The sequence below is a fragment of the Aeromonas veronii genome (assembly GCA_041319085.1).
Classification (GTDB): domain Bacteria; phylum Pseudomonadota; class Gammaproteobacteria; order Enterobacterales; family Aeromonadaceae; genus Aeromonas; species Aeromonas veronii_F.
Window position 1 is genome coordinate 1,899,757 of record CP101033.1, and the last position, 21,282, is coordinate 1,921,038.

Here is a 21,282-nt window from a genome sequence, read left to right on the forward strand (position 1 = left end):
GCGCTGGCTGCGGCAATATTGGCCGTCAGGGGGGGGATGTGGCAACCGCCATCCCCGCTCTGTGTCAACTGATGTACTCAAGCAGGGGCGGTTGCGCTGCCAGTGTGGGCAGATGGCGGGCCCAGCGAATAAAGGCGTCGGCCAGGGTGATGCCGAGCTCCTGATTGTGCTGGGTCAAGGTGCGCGCCAGTGCGGTGTAGCCCTCCTTGCCGGAGGCGGTATAGGCGCTCGACACCCCGCGATAGACCTGTTCGGCATTGACCGCTTGCCACTGGCCGGGGGCGGCTTCCCACTCCAGTCGGGTGATGCGCTGGCCCTTGGGCAGACTGGCTTGATAGGTGAATCGCACCCCTGCGGTGTAGGGGAAGCTGCCATTACCATTGCCGAGCACGCCGTTGTTGGTTGCGTTGTCGATGGCATTCTCCAGCGCTTCCGCCAGCTCGTGACCGTGCACCCGATAGAGGGTGAGGGGAATGGCAAAGGGCAACAGGCGACCGGCAATATCCGCTTCGCTCAAGGGGCCTGGCTCCAGCGAGCAGCGCACGCCACCGGCGTTGTGCAGGGCAAAGTCCACCTCACCCACCTGCTCGCGGGCGGCGGTCAGCATGGCGCGGGCCACCAGCGGGGCAATGTGGCTGCCGTGGGGCAGGGTGGCATCCGGTAGCCGCTGATGGGGCAGTGGCGCCACCAGCCGGGTGACGATGCGTTGGCTCATGGTCTCGATCTCCGGCCGATAGCGTTTGGCCAGATGTTGTTCAAGCTGTGGATCAGGCTCGCAGAAGGTGAGCCCGGCGGGTGGGGTGGAGGCAAAGGGCCAGGGCTGCCAGGGGAGCCACTCCAGCTGTCCCTGACTCTGCACGACGCGGCCCGCCTCATCGAAGGTGAGCTCGCAGACACCGAGGCAGAGGGCGCTGTGGCCAGCGTGCAGAATGGCCACCCCGTTGTTCATCAGCGGATAGGTCCCTTCACTTTGCAGACCCAGCGGCGCGAGATCCCCCAGCAGGCTGTGGGTGTGGCCGCCGATGATGAGGCTGAGCTCGGGGAAGCGCTCGGCCAGCAGCTTGTCCTGATCCAGCCCGAGGTGGCTCAGCAGCACAATATGCTGGATCCCTTCGCTCTTTATCTCCCGCAGCACCTTGGTGAGGGTGTCGGTGACCGCGTGAAAACGGGTGTGAGGATCCGGGTTGGCGATGGCGGCCATCTGGGCGAGGGTGATGCCGAGCAGCGCAAAGGGAACCCCGTCGATCACCCGGCGATGCCAGGGCTGATGGGCGTCGTAGAGGTGAGGGATATCCCACAGCCCGAGGGTTGTGTCGGCTGGCTCCTGGCTGTTATCCAGATTGGCGGCCAGCACCGGAAAATCGAGCTGGCGCAAGAACTCCACCAGCGGGCCGTTGCCCAGATCGAACTCGTGGTTGCCGAGCACCATGGCATCGGGGGCCAGCATGGCGAGCAGGTCGGCGTTAGCGCGCCCTTTGAAGCGGTTGAAATAGAGAGAGCCCTGAAAGGAGTCACCACCGTGCAGAAACAGAAAACGCTGACCGGCTGCTGCGGCTCGGGTGCGCAGTTGGGTCAGTCGGGTCAGGATCCGGGCATAACCGCCGCACTGGGTGCGCCACTGGCCTTCACCGACAGGGGAGAAGCTCATCGGCGCGCCATCGAAGTGGGAGTGGCAATCACTGAAATGGGCAAGTTGAACCGTAATACTCATCTCGGTCCTCCTTAGGGGGAAATGAGCACCGAGTCTACTGCAAACGGGGGGGAGGATACCAGCCCGGCAGGGTGCCGGGCTGGTCAGCGATCAGGCGGGCACCATGATCTGGGTGGCGATGATCACCACCAGCAGGCCGACGCCCACTGGCAGGGAGGTACGTTTGACCACCTCGAACGGCGAGAGCTTGCCCATCCCCGCACAGGCGACCACCACACCGGAGACCGGCGAAATGGTGCGACCCAGGTTGGAGGCTTGCAGCATCGGGATCACCAGATAGGCCGGGTTGATGCCAAGGCTGCTGGCCAGGTTGGGGATCAGCTCCACGAAGGCGTAGAAGGGAGCATTGCCCGAGCCGGTGGTGAAAGCAGCCAAGGTGGTGATCACCACCAGTGACAGCATCATGATCATGCCGCCCGAGCCGAGATCCTGGGCGTGGGTCAGCAGGGTGTCGATAAAGCCGATGGTCATCAGACCCTGGGCGAACACACCGGCACCGACCAGCAGCATGACCACACCGGCGAAAGCGTCAGCCATGTTGCGCCAGCAGACCTGCAGACCGTCCAGCAGCTCCTTGCCATTGCGGATACGGACGAGTTCCAGCAGGCTGGCCAGCACCATGCACATCACGATGATGGTGACGATATCGAGCTGCGGGCCCCATTTGCCGTCAAATATCAGCACCCCGATGATGGGGGTGAACGGCAGGATGGCGTAGAAGGCGGGGGCGCTGGTCAGCAGATCACCCGGGGCGACCGGCTCATTGTGCTCGCCGGACTTCTGGTCAAGGTAGCGCTGCCAGAAGAAGTGGGTCACCGCCATGCAGGCGATCGCCACCAGCGAGATGGGCAGAGTCAGCTTGAAGGCGAAATCCAGCAGCGGCATGTTGGCGGCTTGGGCGGCCATCACCACGTCACCGGAGGTCGGTGACAGAATGATGGCGGCTGGCGAGGCGCACACGGCCGCAGCCGCGCCACGGGAGATCCCCATGTTGACCATCAGCGGGAACAGGGTAGCCATCAGCAGTACACCCAGACCGGTTGCAGAGCTCACCGCCAGCGACATGGCGCAGGCAACCAGATAGGCTGCCACCAGCAGGATATAAGGGGACTTGATGATGCCGAGTGGTTTGCTGGCCAGCTTGACCAGAATGGTGTTGGCGCCAATATGGCTCATGTAACCGGCGAAGCCGCACAGCACCATGATCAGCATCCCCAGTCCACCGCCACGGTCATTGAGCAGGAAGCGGACGTATTCGAAGATATCGGTCGCGATGTAACCGGTGCTGACTACCTTGCTCGGTAGGACCGGCTTGCCCATCATGGCGGTGATGACCAGCAGCAGCAAGCCGCCGCTCAGCAGCACCCCGGTCGCGGAGTATCCTTTGAAAATGGCACGGCCCACCACCAGGGTGACCAGGGTGCCAACGATGAGTTCCAGCATATGTTGCCTTCTGATTGGATGAAAGTGGAGAGAGTCTATTCCGATAGGGGTAGAGTGGCGACGGAAAACAGGATGTTGTGTGAGCTAAATCAACGTTTAACCCTGCGAACAGCATTGAAAGACAGGTAAAGGCACTTCACCCAGCGGGGTTGGCTACCTCGCGATTCTGGGCCAAAGCGGGAACGTAGGGTCTTTGCGAGCGGTGGCTCAATGAGGAGGTAGATCAGTGCTTTTTTGCCAACCGTTATTAAAAATGATCATCTTATTCAGATAGATGGTCATAACATCAAGGTGAAAAACGACCTCCTCGACGGACAGCACGGCAGTCGCTCTGCTCATTAAGCATACAGATTTGGCCGTATGTCATACTCTGCTCACGCAACCTGTGAGCGTGCTCTGATTTCTAGGCACATCATTGTATTGCGCCGACTCGTCGTCACACATAGGCTATACCCGTCATCTGTGTGGCGGTGGGTTTCACCAAGATTGGTACTCCGCCCGTGCAATCAAGGAAGGTCGTCTGGCATGGTCAGCAAGGTTTATGGAGTGGTGGGGGTCGGGTTGTTGCTGTTGCCCCTGATGAGTCAGGCTCAGCCGAGCCGGCCGCAAGTGGTGCCAGAGTCCCGCATCAATGTCCGTTTTTATGAGGTCAATGTAACCAGCCCGGATCAGCTTGCTCGTGCAATAGCCCAGAGTGCTCCCAAAGTGAATGGCAAGCCCGTGCTCGGCAAGGCGAGTTATCAGGTGGACTGGCAGCTGGATACCGAGCAGTTGCCGGGGCACTGCCAGCTCAACCGGGTGACGGTCACGACCAACGCCACCGTGTTGCTGCCTCGCTGGCGTCAGAGCGCGAACAGTCACGATCCTGCCCGTCAGCGCTGGGGACGATTGCTCTCCAGCATGTTTGATTACGAATCCCGCTTCAAGGAGATGGTGCTGCAAGGGGCCAATCAGGTGGGCGGCGCCATTGCGGCACTACCCGGTCATGCGGATTGTCAGGCGCTGCGCTATGCCGCGTGGGCGGCGGGCAGTGGCGAACTGAACAAGGTCAAAGGGCGATTCGACGGTTTCCAGCGTCAGACCGGTTACGGCGAACAGCTCGGGGTGCACTGGCCCAAATGATACCAGTGGACGTATCCAGCTGATGGCGCCGGCACATGACTAAAATGGTAATCCTCGTACTCACATAGCCCGCTTTAAGGTCGGCTGTAACCGCGTCAATAAAAAAGTCATGGCTTTGGACGTAGTGTTCTTGCCTGGCGATAAAATCAGGTCGTAAATGAAGTGTTTTTCATGTCGATTTCATTTGGCTGCCGCTAAATAACCTGTCAACTAATCGACATATAGAGATGGGATGGCGTTGGCGATGTTGTTGAATGAGCTTAACGGGCTAACTAGCCCGTTAAGCAATATGAACATTTATTTGTTATGCCGCTCATAAAGCCGCTGCACCACATCCTCTAATCCCAGCCCTTCGTTTTGCAGCAGCACGGTGAGGTGGTAGAGCAGATCGGCAGATTCGTTAATGAGTTCCTCCCGATCCTTGGCCATGGCGGCCAGCGCCACTTCAACACCCTCTTCACCGACCTTCTGGGCGATGCGCTTGGTGCCTTTGCCGTAGAGGCTGGCGGTGTAGCTGGTGGCCGGATCGGCCCCTTTGCGGGCGGCCAACACCTGTTCCAGCTCTGCCAGAAAACCGAGGGGCGGCACCGGGTGACCATGGAAACAGGAGGTTGTCCCTTTGTGGCAAGTGGGGCCGACGGGGTTGGCGGCAATCAGCAGGGAGTCCTGATCGCAGTCGGTGCTGATGGCCACGAGTTGGAGCACATTGCCCGAACTTTCACCCTTGGTCCAGAGCCGCTGTTTGCTGCGGCTAAAGAAGGTGACCTGACCGGTGGTCTGGGTCTTTTCCAGCGCCTCGCGGGTCATAAAGCCCTGCATCAGCACCTCGCCGCTGGCGGCATGCTGAACGATGGCGGGGATCATACCGTCACACTTTTCCCAGTCGAGCTGCTCGGCAAGGGGGCGCGCGCTGGCGGTTGTTTGTGTGTTATCTGAGAAGTTATTCACGGATGGCGACTCCTTCGGTTTTCAGCCAGCGTTTCAATTCGGGAATGGGGATCAGGCCCTTGTGGAATACGGAGGCGGCCAGCGCCCCGTCCACATCGGCGAGGGTAAAGGCATCGCGAAAGTGTGCCATGGCACCGGCGCCGCCGGAGGCGATCAGCGGCACCTTGCAGACGCTGCGCACCAGCTTGAGCTGGTCGAGATCATAACCCTGACGCATGCCGTCCTGATTCATCACGTTCAGCACGATTTCACCCGCGCCGCGTTTTTGCACCTCCTGTACCCAGTCGAGGGTGTGCCAGGCGGTGGTGCGGGTGCGACTCTCGTCACCGGTAAACTGTTTGACCTGATAGTGGCCCGTGTCGGCGTCGAAGTAGGAGTCAATGCCCACCACCACGCACTGCACGCCAAAGCGCTCGGCCAGTCGGCTGATCAGAGTCGGGTCGGCAAGGGCCGGAGAGTTGATGGAGACCTTGTCGGCGCCAAATTCGAGGATCTGGCGGGCATCCTCCACGCTTTTGATGCCACCGGCGACGCAGAAGGGGATATCGATCACCTCCGCCACCCGGCTCACCCAGCTCTTGTCCACCACCCGCTCGTCGCTGGAGGCGGTGATGTCATAGAACACCAGCTCGTCAGCCCCTTCCTCGGCGTAGCGGCGCGCCAGCTCGACAATGCCGCCCATCACCTCGTGGTTGCGAAACTGAACCCCTTTGACCACCACACCATCTTTCACGTCTAGGCAGGGGATAATGCGTCTTGCCAGCATCAGTTGCCTCCTCTGGTATCGGCTGCGGGAGCTTGCCAGCAGGCGATGGCGTCACCTACCGAGAACTTGCCCTCCAGCAGGGCGCGGCCAAGGATGATCCCCTTGACGCCGGAGCCCTTGAGCGCCTCGATATCCGCGATGCCGCCAATGCCGCCGGAGGCCTGAAAGGCGACGCCCGGGTAGCGGGCGCAGAGATCCCGATAGAGCTCGACGTTGGTGCCAGCCAGGGTGCCGTCACGGCTGATGTCGGTGCAGAGCACATGCTTGAGCCCGGCGGGGAGGAAGCGCTCGATCAGCGCCTCGATGGTTACGCCGCTGTTCTCCTGCCAGCCTGCCACCGCGATATGGCGATTGCCCTGCTCATCGATATTGACGTCCAGTGCCAGCACGATCTGCTCGGGGCCATATTTCTCCATCCAGCTCGCTACCAGATCCGGGGATTTGACGGCGGTCGAGCCAATGACCACCCGGCTGGCACCGGCGGCCAGCAGATCTGCCACATCCTGTTCGGTGCGCACGCCTCCGCCGACCTGAACCGGCGCTTCGGTGGCCGACAGCAGTTGGGTCAGCAGGGGCAGCTGGCGCGCCTTGGCATCCTTGGCACCGTCCAGATCCACCAGATGGAGCTGCACCGCCCCCTGGGAGACATATTCGTCGAAGCGGGCCTGCGGGCTGCTGCTGTATTCGGTCTTCTGCTCGTAGTCTCCCTGATAGAGGCGAACTACCTGACCGTTGATAAGGTCAATTGCGGGAATGATCATTCAAAGCTCCAGAAAATTTTGCAGCAAACGGGCACCGGCTGTGCCTGAGCGCTCCGGGTGGAATTGGGCGCCGAAGAAGTTACTGTGCTCTGCAACCCCGGCGACAATCGCGGTAAAAGGCTTGCCGTAGTCGCAGGTCGCCAGCGTCGCTTCTGTCACCTCCAGCGCATAGGAGTGCACGAAGTAGAAGTAGCTGCCGCTCGGGATCCCCTTGAGCAGAGGATGGGTCTCGTCGTGCTCAATCTGGTTCCAGCCCATATGGGGCAGGCGCAGATTGCCTACCTCCATCAGCCGGATCTTGCCCGGCACTATGCCAAGGCAGTCGATCAGCCGCTCTGCCGAAGTCTCTGTGCCCATGCTCTCTTCGGAGGCCTCCGCCAGCATCTGCATGCCGAGGCAAAAGCCCAGCAGCGGCTGCTTGGCGGCGCGAATAAGGGGCACCAGCCCCCGTTCGTTGAGGTTTTTCATGGCGGCCACCGCGGTGCCGACACCGGGCAGGATCAGCTTGTCGGCCTGCTCGATATCGGCCGCCTGGCTGGAGACCAGCGGCGTCACGCCGAGGCGCTCGAACGCCATTCTGACCGAGGCCAGATTGGCGCAGCCGGTGTCGATGATGACCAGTTTTTGCTTGTTCATCGTGTTTTACCCATGTCGATTGGCGAGATTTGCACCATCAATGCGGTATCGATAATGACCAGCTTCTGCTTGCTCACATCCATCACAGCACTCCCTTGCTGGAGGGAAGGTCGCTTCCTTCCACCCGAATGGACTGACGCAGGGCGCGGCCAAAGCCTTTGAACAGCGCCTCCACCTGATGGTGGGTGTTGCCTCTGCCCACCTTCATCTGCAAGGTGATGGCCATGGCATCGGAGAGTGAGCGGAAGAAGTGGGGCACCATCTCGGTGGCCATCTCGCCCACGTTGTCGCGGCCAAAGCCGCTCGGACAGTCGAATACGAAGTAGGGGCGACCGCTCAAGTCCAGCGCGGTGCTCACCTCCAGCTCGGTCAGCGGGCGCGCATCGATCACTGCCTGCACTTCATCCATCGCCAGCACGAAGCCGAAGCGGCCGATGCCGCGCTTGTTGCCAAGGGCCTGACGCAGCGCCTGACCCAGCGCCAGCCCCACATCTTCCACCGTGTGGTGATCGTCGATATGCAGATCGCCGCTCACTTTAAGCTTGAGGCGGAATCCCGCGTGGGTGGCTATCTGATCCAGCATGTGATCGAAGAAGCCGATGCCGGTGGCGATCTGGTTGCCACCACTTTTATCCAAATCAACGGCCACCTGGATGCGGGTCTCCTTGGTGTAGCGCTCCACCTCGGCCACGCGCCCCTTGGAGAGTAGCTGATCACGGATGGCGAGCCAGTTGTGATCCTGCGGGTGGTAGCGAATACCGCCAATGCCCATGTTCTCGGCAAGTTGCAGATCGGTCTGGCGATCGCCAATCACGAAGGAGTTGGCAAAGTCGATGCGACCGGAGGCGAGGTACTCCTTCACCAGCCCGAGATGGGGCTTGCGGCAGCTACAGCCGTCGGTGGGGAAGTGCGGGCAGATCAGCACCTGTTCCCACTTCACCCCTTGCGATTCAAACAGGTGCATCATCAGGTCGTGAGGGGGCTGGAAGTTCTCCAGCGGCAGGCTGGCGGTGCCCAGCCCATCCTGGTTGGTCACCATCACCAGCACGTAGCCAGCAGCCTGCAACTCGCGCAGCACCGGAATGACCATGGGCTCGAAGCGCAGCTTGGCGAGGCTGTCCACCTGCTTGTCGGTCACCGGCTCTTCAATCAGGGTGCCGTCGCGGTCGATAAACAAAAACGGGGTCTTCATCGCTACATCCTTGTCTTACAAAGTGGGAGAGGGCAGATCACGCAGTACCGCCAGCACGGCATCCATCTCGCCCTGATAGCCGATGGTGACGCGAATGCTGTTATCCAGGCCCGGCTTGCTGGAGAAATCCCGCAGTATGATGCCGGCGGCCTTCATGGCAGCAAAGACGGTTGCGCCATCCACAAAGCGCACCAGCACGAAGTTGCCCTTGTCCTCGAACACCCCTTTGACGCAAGAAAGTTCGCCGAGCGCGGCCTTGAAGGCGGCTTTTTGCTTGTTGAGCTCTATCACTCGCTCGCGCATCAGCTCCAGTCCCATGGGGGAGAGAGCCTGCGCCGCGATCTGGGCGATGGGCTCGGGGATGGGATAGGGGGCGATCACCTTGGCCAGCATGGCGATAACCTCGGGGTTTGCCAGCGTAAAGCCGCAGCGGATCCCCGCTAGGGCAAAGGCCTTGGAGAGGGTGCGGGTCACCACCAGATTGGGGGAACGGGCCAGCAGGTCCACCACAGACGCCTCGGGGCAGAACTCGATATAGGCCTCGTCCACCACCACGATGGCGCGATCCCGAGCTTTTTCCAGCAGGGCGATAAGGCCGTCGCGCCCCACCAGATCCCCGGTGGGGTTGTTGGGGGAGCAGAGAAACACCAGCTTCACGTCACTGAGGCGATCCGCGATGGCGGGCCAGTCGGGCTGGCGGCCGGCAGTCAGCGGCTGCTCGACGATACCGACGCCGCAGGTCTCGGCGCTGATGGCGTACATGCCGTAGGTGGGCGGGCAGATGAGGATCTGATCTTCACCCGCTTCGCAGAAGGTGCGAATAAGCAGCTCGATGGCCTCGTCGGCGCCACGGCTCACCAGCACCTGATCCGGATTAACCCCGGCATAGGCGGCATAGCCGTGCACCACCTCGGCCGGTTGGCACTCGGGGTAGCGGTTGAGGCGGCTCCCCTCGATGGTGAAGGGATAGGCCTGTGGCGCCTCGTTGGCGTTGAGCCAGACGTGGCCCTTGCCGCCGATACGGCGGGCGGATTGATAAGGGGTGAGGGCCCGCACCACGCGGCGCGCCAGATTGGCAATGCTCATGACAAATCCTTCTGCTGTGCTGTTTGTTGGGACGCTGCGGCCAGGGCGTTCAACCTGAGGGTGACGGCATTTTTGTGGCCATCGAGCCCTTCGGCCTGAGCAATGCGCTCGACAATGGGGCCAAGGCCCTGAATGCCACGCTCGCTCAGCTCCTGCACCGTATAGCGGCGCTGATAATCGGCGAGGCCAAGGCTCGAGCAGGTGCGGGCATAGCCATAGGTGGGCAGGGTGTGATTGGTGCCGCTGGCGTAATCGCCGACCGATTCCGGTGTCCATGCTCCCAGAAAGATGGAGCCGGCGTTCTCGAGTTTCTCCAGCAGATCACGGGGGGCGCGGGTCTGCACGATCAGGTGCTCCGGCGCGTAGGCGTTGGAGATGGCACACGCCTCGGCCAGATCGTCACAGAGGATCACCAGACTACTGCCGAGCGCCTGGGCGGCGATATCGCGGCGGCTCAACTTGGCCAGCTGGCTCTTGATTTCGCCAGCGATGGCATCGGCCAGCAGTGGCGAGGTGGTCACCAGCACAACCTGACTGTCGGGGCCATGCTCGGCCTGGGAGAGCAGATCCGCCGCCACGAAGGCCGGGTTGGCGCTCTCGTCCGCAATCACCAGCACCTCGGAGGGGCCAGCGGGCATGTCGATGGCGGCGCCGCGCCAGTCGCAGGAAACCTGCCCCTTAGCTTCGGTCACATAGGCGTTGCCCGGGCCGAAGATCTTGTCCACCTTGGGAATGCTTTCGGTGCCGTAAGCCATGGCCGCGATGGCCTGGGCGCCGCCGATGGCGAACACCTTCTCGACGCCGCAGGCGCGGGCGGCAAACAGGATCTCGTCGCTTGCGGGGGACGGGGTGCAGAGCACCACTTCACGGCAACCGGCGATAGCAGCCGGAATAGCCAGCATCATCACGGTGGAGGGGAGCGGTGCGCTGCCCCCCGGCACATAGAGACCGACCCGGTTGATGGGCTGGGTGCGCAGCTCGCACACCACCCCGGGCTGGGTTTCCACACGCACTACCGGCTGCACCTGCGCGGCGTGGAAGGTGCGAATATTGGCGATGGCCGCCTCGATGGCGTTTTTGATGTCGTCATCCAGTCGTGCGCAGGCAGCTTCAATTTCGGTTTCGCTGACGCGCAACTGTTCACGGGGGGCGCGCTCGAAGCGCTGGCTCAGCTCGCGCAGGGCCTCATCGCCCCGGCTGCGCACCGCTGCAATGATATCCCGCACCACGGCACCAATATCGGCCTCGTCATTGAGGGCGGGCCGGGTCAGCACATCGGCCTGCTGGGCGGGGGAGAGGGTCTTCCAGATCAGGGTCTGCATGATGTCCCTTCCTTATTCCATCATTTTTTCGATGGGCAGCACCAGAATTGAGCTGGCACCGAGGGCCTTGAGCTGCTCCATGGTCTCCCAGAACAGGGTCTCGCTGGAGACGACGTGCAGCGCCACCTGATTGGTGTCACCGGCCAACTGCATGATGGTGGGGCGCTCGGCACCCGGCAACAGATCGGTGATGGCATCGAGCTTGTCTTTGGGGGCGTGCAGCATGATGTACTTGCTCTCGCGCGCCTGCTGCATCCCCTGAATGCGGGGCAGCAATTTGTCGATGAGCTTCTGCTTGGCATCGGACAAGGGGTTGGGCGCCTGCACCAGTACTGCCTTGGAGCGGTATATCACCTCTACTTCTTTCAGGCCGTTAGCCTCCAGTGTCGCGCCAGTGGAGACCAGATCGCAGATGGCATCGGCGAGACCCGCGCGCGGTGCCACTTCCACCGAGCCGCCCAGCATCACGCTCTTGAAGCCAAGCCCCTTTTCGTCAAAGAAGCGCTTGAGCAGCCCGGGGTAGGAGGTGGCAATGCGTTTGCCGGCAAGGCTCGCTGGCCCTGTGTAGGTCACATCTTCCGGCACCGCCAGCGAGAGGCGGCAGCCGCCAAAGTCCAGCTGCTTGAGGGTTTTGACCTCGAAGGGCAGGCCCTGTGAGGCGCGAATAAGCTGCACCTCTTCCAGCACGTTCTCGCCGATGATGCCAAGGTCAACCACCCCTTCCATCACCAACCCCGGGATGTCGTCATCGCGTACCCGCAAGATATCGATGGGCATGTTCTCGACATGGGCGATAAGGCGCTGCTCGCGCAGGTTGATCTTGAGGCCACAGCTCTTGAACAGGGCTTGGGAGTCCTGGCTCAGACGACCGGACTTTTGCATGGCGATACGCAGACGTTGTGTTTCCATTTGCTCGATTTCCTTCTAGTCAAAAACGAAAAAACCCTCGGAAGTGTGTGCTTCCGAGGGTTTATGAATCTTGCGGTCCTTTTGGAAGTCACCAGTTAAGTGTCTTCCAGCAGTCAACCTCCTGAAAGACTAGTCGGGATGATGATGGTGGTGATGAGTCTTCAGGTTGGTGAACTGCATGTAATAAATCCTTTACAAAATAAGATGTCGTAGTTGACGCCTCATTTAAACTACCTGCCTTGACAGAAAATGCAACCCGAAATTGTGATTTGATCGATTAAAGTTGAGAAAACGGTTTTCTGGTCGATAACTATACAATCACCCCTTGCAGGAGTCGCCATCATGCCTAGCCAGGACCTATTGTTCCCCATTTTGCCCCGGGCGCCCGCCGCGCCCGGCAGCGAAGAGATCAAGCGGGAAGTGAACCAGATCAGCAAGAAACACCAGCTGCGCAAGACCAGCACTGACAACAGTGACTCCCAGCAGCGCCAGCAGGCATATAGCACGCCCGCCAAGCGTGATCAGCCGAAGGCGGAAGAGGACGATCACAAGCCGGATCCCGACCATCAGATCGATCTGTTCGTCTAGGCAGATTATCTGTCCCGCTTTTGCCACGCTTTTGGCATAATGGCCGCTTTTGCTGCGGGACGCCCTTTTGACCATCCAGACCCTGTTCAAGCCAGATGGCCCTCTGGCCAGCCATATCGATGGTTTCAAAGCCCGCGCTCCCCAACTGGAGATGGCTGAAGCGGTCGCGCGCGCCATCAAGAGTGGTGGCCGTCTGCTGGTGGAGGCGGGGACCGGTACCGGCAAGACCTACGCCTATCTGGTCCCTGCGCTGGAGTCCGGCAAGCGGGTGGTGATCAGCACCGGCTCCAAGAACCTGCAGGAGCAGCTCTTCTATCGGGATCTCCCGACCATTACCGGTGCGCTCTCCTACACCCCGCCAGTGGCTCTGCTCAAGGGGCGCAGCAACTATCTCTGCATCGAGCGGATGAACCGGCTCTTGAGCGAATCCCATCTGCAAAAGCCTGAAATCCTGAACGATCTGGTGAAGGTCAAATCCTGGTCCACCGCCACCGATAACGGCGATGTGGGGGATATTCCGGGATTGCAGGAGAACGCCGAGATCCTCGCCCACGTCACCAGCACCAACGACAACTGTCTCGGTCGCGACTGCCCCTATTACGACGACTGCCATCTGGTGGTGGCCCGTCGACGCGCCATGGACGCTCAGGTGGTGGTGATCAATCATCACCTCTTTTTCGCCGATATGGCGGTGAAAGACACCGGATTTGGTGAGTTGGTACCAGAAGCGCAAGTCTATGTCTTTGACGAGGCGCATCAGCTGCCGGAGATCGCCACCAACTACTTCGGCAAGTCGGTGGGTAGCCGTACCATTCAGGATCTGGCGCAGGATATCCAGCTGGCCTATCGGGCCGAGGCCCACGACATGGCCCAGCTTGGCAAGGCGGCGGACCGGCTCGCTATCGCCAGTCAGGACTTGCGGCTTGCCTTCGGAGTGGATGGCGGTCGCGGCAATACCCGCGACATGCTGCGCCAGCCGCTCTGGGGTCAGGCCTTGGCTCGTCTCAACGATGCCATCGGGCTCTGCTACGAGGTGCTGAAACTCGCTCTCGGCCGTGGCGAGCAGCTGGATCACGCCTTCGAGCGCATCAGTGAACTGCGCACCCGTCTTGGCGAGGTGCTGGCGGTCAACCAGACCGGTTTCTCTTACTGGTACGACTGCTCACGGCTTCATTTCACCCTCAATCTGACGCCGCTGTCGGTGGCCGAGCGATTCAGTGCCGAGGTGCAAAGACCGGAAGTGGCTTGGGTCTTCACCTCCGCCACTCTGACGGTGGATATGCGTTTTGATCACTTCAAGGCCGAGCTGGGTCTGGCGGGTAGCGCCGAGCTGATCCTCGACAGTCCGTTCGACTATGGCGAGCAGGCGCGGCTCTGTGTGCCCCGCTATCTGCCGGAGCCCAACGCCTTTGGTCGTGGCGAGCTGCTGGCCAATCTGATGATCCCGCTCATCAACAAGACACCGGGCGGCTGTTTCTTCCTCTGTACCAGTCATCAGGTGATGCGTCAGGTGGCCGAAGTGCTGCGCCGGGAGATTGGCCGCACCGTCTTGTTGCAGGGGGAAGACAACAAGCAGCGGTTGCTCAAGGAGTTTGTCGAGAATGGCCGGGCCGTGCTGGTGGCGACCAGCAGCTTCTGGGAGGGGATCGACGTGCGAGGGGCGGCGTTGTCGTGTGTTATCATCGACAAACTGCCGTTTGCCAGTCCCGATGATCCGCTGCTCAAGGCGCGGGTGGATGATTGCAAGCTCAAGGGGGGCGATCCCTTTGCCGAGCTGCAGTTGCCCAAGGCGGTGATTGCCCTCAAACAGGGGGTGGGGCGGCTTATTCGTGATCGCAGTGATCACGGGGTGCTGGTGATTTGTGATCCACGGATGGTCAACAAACCTTACGGTGCCACTTTTATCAAGAGTCTGCCCGCCATTCCTCGCACTCGGGAGTTGGGGACGCTGGGGAGCTTTTTCGATCGCGGTGAACGCGGTGAATAAGTGTGCCGCCAGCTAACAGATTTGAACAACGGGTGAGCATATCTCGCTTGCCGGTTATGTAATTGACTGATTTTATAGAGATTGGAAAGCATGAACGAGTTGAAGATCCTGGCCGTAGATACCGCCACCGAAGCCTGCTCCGCCGCCTTGCTGGTGGGTGACAAGCTGTTCTCCCGTTGGGAGGAGGCGCCACGGGATCACACCCGAAAAATCCTGCCCATGGTTCAGGCTGTGTTAGAGGATGCCGGGATAAGTTTGAGCGACCTCGATGCCATCGCGTTCGGCCGCGGCCCGGGCTCCTTTACCGGCGTGCGGATCGGTATCGGGGTGGCACAAGGTCTGGCGTTTGGTGCGGGTGTCCCGCTGATTGGCATCTCGACGCTGGCCGCCATGGCGCAAGGGGCCTATCGACTGGATGGCGCCCAGCAGGTGCTGACCGCCATCGATGCGCGAATGAACGAGGTCTATTTCGGCCGCTATGCGCTGCTCGATGGCCGCATGCAGCTGGTGGGTGACGAGGTGGTGAGTGATCCCGCTGAGCTGGTTGAAGCCCGTGGCAAGTTGGTGGGTCGGGTGACCTGCGTCGGCACCGGTTTTGAAACCTATGGCGAGACCCTGAGTGGTTTGGCCGATGAGCTGGCGGTGAGTCAGGTGCGCTTCCCGGCGGCAGAAGATATGTTGCCGCTGGCCCGCGCCGCTTGGCTGGCGGGGGAGGCGGTGCCGGTTGAGCAGGCAACGCCGGTCTATTTGCGTGACAAGGTGACCTGGAAAAAACTGCCGGGTCGCGAATAAGGGCAGGAGCGCTGACTTCATGTCGCTCTTGCCGCTCATCAGCTGCAACACAAGCGGGTGGCCCGACAGGCCACACTGGCAACAGGAGAGTGAGATGATGCGTAAGACCAGAAGCGACATGATGAAACGCACTATGGTGGTCGGGGCGCTGGCCCTGCTGCTCGGGGCCTGCAGCTCGGTCCCCAAGGAGCTGGCCTATGAGCCAGAAAACCAGCTGGTGGCCTATCAACCCGCCCTTGGCGGAATGGAGGGCAAACCGGCCCGCTGGAGCGGCGTTATCTCGGCGGTGCACAACAAGGCGGATCAGAGCGTTATTGAAGTGGTCTATCTGCCGCTCAAGTCCAACGGTGTGCCGGAGCAGACCGAGCAGAGCCCGGGTCGCTTTCTGGCCATCATGAAGGGTTTTGTCGATCCGACCCTCTACGCCAAGGGGCGCAGCCTGACGGTGCTTGGCACCATAGGCCAACCGGTGTATAGCCAGATTGGCGAGCACAAGTACCGCTTCTCGGTGCTCAATGTGACGGGCAGCAAGCTGTGGCCGCCAGTCAAGGAGGTGGAGGTGCGCTATATGGACCCCTACTTCTACGACCCCTTCTATGATCCCTTCTGGCCGAGACGGCCGCTGCGTCGCTAAGGCTTGCCATGATTAACGCTATGATGAGCACCATGCACGAGCGGCTGCTGACCCTGGCAGATGGGCGGCGGGTAGCCCTGCTGGAGAACCCATCCGCTGAGCATGATCAGCAGGGCAAACCCCTGTTGATCGCCTTGCATGGCTGGCTCGACAACAGTGCCAGCTTCTTGCCGCTGGCGCCGCATCTGGGGGATTTTCACCTCATCTGTGTCGATCTGCCGGGGCACGGTCACTCCGATCACAAAACCACCCCTTATGTTTTTGTCGACTGGCTGGACGATCTCTACCAGATCGTGCAGGCGGCGGGCTGGTCGCGCTTCACTCTGCTCGGTCACTCCCTCGGGGCGTTGATCGCCTCGGCCTATGCCGGGGTGTTTCCCGAACAGGTAGAGCGGTTGATCATGCTGGAGGGGCTGGGGCCGCTCAGCCAACCCGATGAGGAGGTGCCCTCCCAGCTGCGACGAGCGATTTTAAACCGCAGTCGCACCCGGGAACGCACGGCCAACGGCTTTGCCTCCATCGATGAGGCCGTAGCCGCCCGTTGCAAAGTAGCGGATATCACGCCGCAGGCGGCACATCTTATCTGTGAACGGCAGCTTGAGATGAGGGCAGGGCGCTGGCACTGGCGCAGCGACCCCCGCTTGCGGGATCTTTCACCCCTGAGAATGAGCGAAGGGCAGGCTCGGGCGCTGATGGCGGCTATCCGTTGTCCGGTGCTGTTGATTCAGGGGGAGCAGGGCTTTGCCGCGCTGGAAGCCCAATGGCAGGCCCGTCAGGATGCCTTCCAGCAGATCGAGCGGGTCAGATTGGGTGGAAACCACCATTTTCATATGGAAAATTCGGTTGATACGGCCGTTTGTATCGTAAAGTTTTGTCAAGTTCGGTAGAATCGCCAGCTTTCAATAATTCCAGGTTTGTTTTCTCCCTCACATTTTCCTGTTGTTAATTTGCTGTTAATTGATGTTGCGCTGTGTAAATATGTGCGGCATTAGAGCATCAGCTTAAAACAACCGATTAAAATGGATGTGAACCGGGACGGAGGCAACACAGTGAGCGCACAGGTGCTAGTTATGCAGGAGAAGTTTGTGGAAAAAGTCTGGCTGAAACGTTATCCGGAAGGGGTTCCCGCCGAGATCAATCCAGACCAATACAGCTCCCTGGTCGAGATGTTCGAATCCTCGGTGACCCAGTTCGCCGATCAGCCCGCCTTCGTCAACATGGGCCAAACCATCACCTATCGCCGGCTGGAAGAGCAGTCCCGCGCCTTTGCTGCCTACCTGCAAAACGAGCTGAAGCTGGAGAAAGGGGATCGGGTTGCGGTGATGATGCCGAACCTGCTGCAATATCCGATCGCCGTGTTCGGCATCCTGCGCGCCGGCATGATAGTGGTCAACGTCAACCCGCTCTATACCCCGCGCGAGCTGGAGCATCAGCTCAAGGACTCCGGTGCCAAAGCCATCGTCATCGTCTCCAACTTCGCCCATACCCTGGAAAAAGTGGTCTACGACACCCCGATCAAGCACGTTATCCTGACCCGGATGGGGGATAACCTGGGGCTGGCCAAGGGCACCCTGGTCAACTTCGTGGTCAAGTACGTCAAGAAGCTGGTGCCGAAATACAATCTGCCCCACGCTACCACCATGCGTCAGGCCCTCTCAAAAGGGCGTTTTCTGCAGTACATCAAGCCGGAGATCACCAACGACGATCTCGCCTTCCTGCAGTACACCGGTGGCACCACAGGCCTCTCCAAAGGGGCCATGCTGACCCATCGCAACATGATTGCCAACGTCGAGCAGTGCCTCGGCGTCTACGGTCCCATGCTGGAGCGCGGCAAGGAGTTCGTGGTCACCGCATTGCCGCTCTATCACGTCTTTGCCCTAACCGTGAATTGCCTGCTCTTTATGCGTATCGGCGGCAACAACCTGCTGATCAGCAACCCGCGCGACATCCCGGGCTTTGTCAAAGAGATCAAGAAGTACCCCTTCACCTGCATTACCGGGGTCAACACCCTGTTCAATGCGCTGGTCAACAACGAAGAGTTTCAGGGGATCGCCTTTGACAAGCTCAAGCTGACCATCGGTGGCGGCATGGCGGTGCAACGTGCGGTCGCAGAGAAGTGGAAGACACTGACCGATACTCCGCTGCTGGAAGGCTATGGCCTGACCGAGTGCTCGCCACTGGTGAGCGTCTGCCCTTACGATCTGACTGACTACAACGGCTCCATCGGCCTGCCGGTCTGCTCCACCGAGATCCGTCTGGTGGATGATAACGGTCAGGTGGTTCATGCCCTCGGTACCCCCGGCGAAATGCAGGTACGCGGCCCGCAGGTTATGACCGGTTACTGGCAGCGCCCCGAGGCGACCGCCGAAGTGATGCAGGATGGCTGGCTCTGTACTGGCGATATTGCCGTGTGCGACGAGCAGGGTTTCTTCAAGATCGTCGATCGCAAGAAGGACATGATCCTGGTCTCCGGTTTCAACGTCTATCCGAACGAGATCGAAGATGTGGTCGCGCTGCACCCGAAAGTGCTGGAAGTGGCCGCCGTGGGTGTGCCGCACAAGGTCTCCGGCGAGCTGGTGAAGATCTTTGTGGTCAAGAAAGATGCAAAATTGCAGGAGGACGAGATTATTGCCCACTGCCGCAAACATCTGACTGCCTATAAGGTGCCGAAACTGGTAGAATTTCGTGACGAACTTCCCAAGACCAATGTGGGCAAGATCCTGCGCCGCGTACTGCGCGACGAGGAGATTGCCAAGCAATAACCGGATTGTGGCTGCAGACCTCTCTGCAAACCAGCGCCGTCGTTATGCAAAACCGTGGGTCAGCCCACGGTTTTTTCTTTTTGGCCCTGATCAACTGCGCAGGCACAGATGCACTATCAACTTATCACTCAGCAAGCCGACCTGGAGCACTATCTCGCTGCTCTGGCCGACGTTCCTCTGGCTATCGATACTGAATTCGTTCGCACCCGCACCTACTATCCCCAGCTTGGCCTGTTCCAGATCTATGATGGCGAGCGTCTGGCGCTGCTGGATCCGCTCACCCTGGATCTCTCCCCCCTCTGGCAGCGACTGGGCAGGGAAGGGCAGATCGCCATCCTGCACGCCTCTGGCGAAGATCTGGAGCTGATCCAGCATCAGGCGGGCCACCTGCCCAACCAGATGCACGATACCCAGCTGGCTACCGCCTTTCTCGGTTACGGCGTCTCGGTCGGCTTTGGTGCGTTGGTTAACGAATTCCTCGGGGTCGAGCTGGAGAAAGATCAGGCGCGCACCGACTGGCTGGCACGCCCGCTTACGCCACGTCAACTCGAATACGCGGCGGCGGATGTCTTCTACCTGATGCCGCTCTACGAGAAGGTGATGGCCAAACTGCGGGAAAGCGGCAAGTTTGCTTGGTTCGAGCAGGAGTGTCAGAACCACTCCGCCCGCAAGACCCAGGGTAGCGACCCCCGTCAGGCTTACCTTGAGATCGTCAACGCCTGGCAACTGGGGCGCCGTGAGCTCGCCATCCTGCGCGAGCTGGCTGCCTGGCGCCAACAAGAGGCGGTACGCCGCGATCTGGCCCTCAACTTCGTGGTCAAGGAGCTGCACCTGTTCAAGGTGGCGGAGCGTCGTCCGACCTCCATGCGCGACCTCAACGAACTGGGGCTGGCCCCCATCGAGATCAAGATCCATGGCAAGCGGATGCTCGATATCGTCGCCCGCGCCCAGCAGAGCGATCCTGACAGCTGGCCCGAGCCCATTCGCCGGCTGGTGGACTTCCCCCAGTACAAGGCCGAGCTCAAGCGCATCAAGGCCATGGTGGAAGAGAAGGCCAAGGCGAGCAATATTCCGCCCGAGCTGATTGCCAGCAAGAAGATCATTCACCAGTACTTCACCTGGAGCTGGCGGATGAACGATGAAGAGCGGGCCCGCAGCGACAAGCCGATGCTGCTGCAAGGGTGGCGTCATGAGCTGGTAGGTCATCTGCTGGCACAATAAGCCATCTGCATGCTGATGCTGTGAAGCAATCCTCACCCTAGGGTGAGGATTTTTTTTTAGGGGAATTCAGCAGCCGTCAGGATCCGAGGACGGGCAGCATCCCGATTCTGGCAGCCTTGTGGTCGTGCTGTTTTCTCGGCAAACAGGGTCTGCTGCGAAGCGGGTTAACGGCGGCGCTTAAGGGTGCGGCTCACATAGTGCAGGCCGCTCTGGTATTCGCCGTTCACTGCCTTGAGTGCCAGCTCCAGCGCTTGGCTCGCCAGTGCGTCGTGCTGCTGGGGGAGGGAGTTGATGCCAAAGGGGAGAAAGTCGAGCAGCCGATCGTCTCCGAAGGTGGCCATGGCGAGCTGGCTCATATCGGTCTCTTGTTCCAGCTCTAACTCCAGCAAGTAATCGAGTACCCCCTCCATCAGGATATAGGAGGTGGTGATCAGCGCTTCGGGTAGTTGGCCCAGCTGCTGGTGCAGATCTTTGATCAGGCGATACCCCTCAAGACGGGAGAAGTGATCCCCCTCGCACAGGTGGCGAGCCGCACGGTGGCTGGCGACTGCCTGCTCGAAACCGGCTTTGCGCTCCTGACTGATCGTGAGTGCTGGCAGCGCGGTGATCAGGGCGATATGGCGCAAGGTAGGGGTGAGCAGGGAGCTGGTGAGATCAAAGCACGCCTTCTCGTTTTCACTGGCGACGGTGACGAACTGATCGGCGGCCATGGCCCGGTCGATGGCGAGGATCTGACTGCCTTGTGCCTGCAACGTGCCATAGAAGAGGTCGTCGGGGGGCAGGCAACTGGCCACCAGCAGGGCATCCACATGGCGGCTGGCCAGCATCTGGGCCAGCTCCTTTTCGGTGGCGGGATCATCTTCCGAGCAGACGATCAGCAACTGATAACCTTGCGCCCGCGCCCCCTGTTCCAGCCGCTTGGCCAGTTTGGCGTAACTGGCGTTCTCAAGGTCGGGCAGGATAAAGCCGAGGGTCTTGGTCTGGCCGCCACGCAAAGAGGCGGCGCGGCTGTCCGGTTGGTAGTTGTGGGCGGTGACCACTGCCATCACCTTGTCACGGGTAGCCTGGCTGATGCGGTATTGGTCGGCCTTGCCATTGATCACATAGCTTGCCGTGGTGCGCGAGACACCGGCGAGGGCGGCGATTTCATCCAGTTTCATCATATTGGCTCTGTTTGAGTTGCAAGGCCCACGGTCACTGCCGGGTGAGGGCACCGAAAAGTGTGCGCGGGATCATATCATTGAAAAGCACTCTTTGTGGGTACTTGATCAATTCGCTGAAACGATTCAGTCTGAGTGTAAGTGAAACGATTCAGCCTGTCAGCAACGAAGAGTTCCAGTGGCCTGAAAATCGCATTCCGATCATAGACAACGACGATCGGGTCTATTGTCAGCTGACGAGT

General features: G+C 60.4%; 19 protein-coding genes and 1 other annotated feature. Of the genes, 8 read left to right on the forward strand and 11 right to left on the reverse strand.

The window, feature by feature from the left end; genetic code table 11:
- Nucleotides 1–64: 64 nt before the first annotated feature.
- Together NMD14_09090 and dcuC are read right to left on the reverse strand one after the other, a co-directional pair.
- On the reverse strand, nucleotides 65–1,711 hold the full coding sequence (locus NMD14_09090) for a bifunctional metallophosphatase/5'-nucleotidase (protein XEI34512.1): 1,647 nt from the start codon (nucleotides 1,709–1,711) through the stop codon (nucleotides 65–67).
- 90 nt (nucleotides 1,712–1,801) lie between these two features.
- Complete coding sequence (dcuC, locus tag NMD14_09095; GenBank protein ID XEI34513.1) at nucleotides 1,802–3,154, reverse strand: anaerobic C4-dicarboxylate transporter DcuC; 1,353 nt, start codon at nucleotides 3,152–3,154, stop codon at nucleotides 1,802–1,804.
- A 525-nt stretch (nucleotides 3,155–3,679) separates the two neighbouring features.
- Here dcuC and NMD14_09100 point away from each other — a divergent pair.
- Complete coding sequence (locus NMD14_09100; protein XEI34514.1) at nucleotides 3,680–4,276, forward strand: DUF922 domain-containing Zn-dependent protease; 597 nt, start codon at nucleotides 3,680–3,682, stop codon at nucleotides 4,274–4,276.
- A 297-nt stretch (nucleotides 4,277–4,573) separates the two neighbouring features.
- Here NMD14_09100 and hisIE read toward each other — a convergent pair whose 3' ends face one another.
- The 8 genes from hisIE to hisG all read right to left on the reverse strand — a co-directional run bounded on the left by hisIE (nucleotide 4,574) and on the right by hisG (nucleotide 11,896).
- A complete protein-coding gene (gene hisIE, locus NMD14_09105; protein XEI34515.1) occupies nucleotides 4,574–5,224 on the reverse strand; it encodes a bifunctional phosphoribosyl-AMP cyclohydrolase/phosphoribosyl-ATP diphosphatase HisIE in 651 nt (216 codons plus the stop codon).
- On the reverse strand, nucleotides 5,217–5,990 hold the full coding sequence (hisF, locus tag NMD14_09110; GenBank protein ID XEI34516.1) for an imidazole glycerol phosphate synthase subunit HisF: 774 nt from the start codon (nucleotides 5,988–5,990) through the stop codon (nucleotides 5,217–5,219). Before hisF ends, hisIE begins: the two co-directional genes overlap by 8 nt.
- Nucleotides 5,990–6,751, reverse strand: a complete 762-nt coding sequence (gene hisA, locus NMD14_09115) for a 1-(5-phosphoribosyl)-5-[(5-phosphoribosylamino)methylideneamino]imidazole-4-carboxamide isomerase (GenBank protein ID XEI34517.1) — start codon at nucleotides 6,749–6,751, stop codon at nucleotides 5,990–5,992. Before hisA ends, hisF begins: the two co-directional genes overlap by 1 nt.
- On the reverse strand, nucleotides 6,752–7,387 hold the full coding sequence (gene hisH, locus NMD14_09120) for an imidazole glycerol phosphate synthase subunit HisH (GenBank protein ID XEI34518.1): 636 nt from the start codon (nucleotides 7,385–7,387) through the stop codon (nucleotides 6,752–6,754). It abuts the gene before it with no gap.
- Nucleotides 7,388–7,469: 82 nt separating this feature from the next.
- A complete protein-coding gene (hisB, locus tag NMD14_09125) occupies nucleotides 7,470–8,579 on the reverse strand; it encodes a bifunctional histidinol-phosphatase/imidazoleglycerol-phosphate dehydratase HisB (protein ID XEI34519.1) in 1,110 nt (369 codons plus the stop codon).
- Nucleotides 8,580–8,594: 15 nt separating this feature from the next.
- Complete coding sequence (gene hisC / locus NMD14_09130) at nucleotides 8,595–9,665, reverse strand: histidinol-phosphate transaminase (protein ID XEI34520.1); 1,071 nt, start codon at nucleotides 9,663–9,665, stop codon at nucleotides 8,595–8,597.
- Complete coding sequence (hisD, locus tag NMD14_09135) at nucleotides 9,662–10,987, reverse strand: histidinol dehydrogenase (GenBank protein ID XEI34521.1); 1,326 nt, start codon at nucleotides 10,985–10,987, stop codon at nucleotides 9,662–9,664. Before hisD ends, hisC begins: the two co-directional genes overlap by 4 nt.
- A gap of 12 nt (nucleotides 10,988–10,999) precedes the next feature.
- Nucleotides 11,000–11,896 (reverse strand): ATP phosphoribosyltransferase, encoded by an 897-nt coding sequence (gene hisG, locus NMD14_09140; GenBank protein ID XEI34522.1) that lies wholly within the window; start codon nucleotides 11,894–11,896, stop codon nucleotides 11,000–11,002.
- 29 nt (nucleotides 11,897–11,925) lie between these two features.
- Nucleotides 11,926–12,050 (reverse strand) — a sequence feature (His leader region).
- Nucleotides 12,051–12,238: 188 nt separating this feature from the next.
- Between hisG and NMD14_09145 the strand changes: the two genes are divergently transcribed.
- The 7 genes from NMD14_09145 to rnd all read left to right on the forward strand — a co-directional run bounded on the left by NMD14_09145 (nucleotide 12,239) and on the right by rnd (nucleotide 19,880).
- Nucleotides 12,239–12,484 carry a hypothetical protein gene (locus NMD14_09145; protein ID XEI34523.1) on the forward strand — a complete coding sequence of 82 codons (246 nt, stop codon included), beginning with the start codon at nucleotides 12,239–12,241 and terminating at the stop codon, nucleotides 12,482–12,484.
- A 67-nt stretch (nucleotides 12,485–12,551) separates the two neighbouring features.
- Complete coding sequence (locus NMD14_09150; protein ID XEI34524.1) at nucleotides 12,552–14,471, forward strand: ATP-dependent DNA helicase; 1,920 nt, start codon at nucleotides 12,552–12,554, stop codon at nucleotides 14,469–14,471.
- A gap of 90 nt (nucleotides 14,472–14,561) precedes the next feature.
- On the forward strand, nucleotides 14,562–15,263 hold the full coding sequence (gene tsaB / locus NMD14_09155) for a tRNA (adenosine(37)-N6)-threonylcarbamoyltransferase complex dimerization subunit type 1 TsaB (protein ID XEI34525.1): 702 nt from the start codon (nucleotides 14,562–14,564) through the stop codon (nucleotides 15,261–15,263).
- Between the two features lie 118 nt (nucleotides 15,264–15,381).
- Nucleotides 15,382–15,897, forward strand: coding sequence for a Slp family lipoprotein (locus NMD14_09160; GenBank protein ID XEI34742.1), 516 nt, complete (start codon nucleotides 15,382–15,384; stop codon nucleotides 15,895–15,897).
- Nucleotides 15,898–15,917: 20 nt separating this feature from the next.
- A complete protein-coding gene (locus NMD14_09165) occupies nucleotides 15,918–16,784 on the forward strand; it encodes an alpha/beta hydrolase (protein ID XEI34526.1) in 867 nt (288 codons plus the stop codon).
- 183 nt (nucleotides 16,785–16,967) lie between these two features.
- Nucleotides 16,968–18,659: a long-chain-fatty-acid--CoA ligase FadD gene (fadD, locus tag NMD14_09170; GenBank protein XEI34527.1), complete on the forward strand. Its 1,692-nt coding sequence runs from the start codon at nucleotides 16,968–16,970 to the stop codon at nucleotides 18,657–18,659.
- A gap of 108 nt (nucleotides 18,660–18,767) precedes the next feature.
- Nucleotides 18,768–19,880 carry a ribonuclease D gene (gene rnd, locus NMD14_09175; protein ID XEI34528.1) on the forward strand — a complete coding sequence of 371 codons (1,113 nt, stop codon included), beginning with the start codon at nucleotides 18,768–18,770 and terminating at the stop codon, nucleotides 19,878–19,880.
- Nucleotides 19,881–20,044: 164 nt separating this feature from the next.
- Here the strand turns inward: rnd and cra are convergent, their stop codons facing one another.
- Nucleotides 20,045–21,043 carry a catabolite repressor/activator gene (cra, locus tag NMD14_09180; GenBank protein XEI34529.1) on the reverse strand — a complete coding sequence of 333 codons (999 nt, stop codon included), beginning with the start codon at nucleotides 21,041–21,043 and terminating at the stop codon, nucleotides 20,045–20,047.
- Nucleotides 21,044–21,282 lie beyond the last annotated feature (239 nt).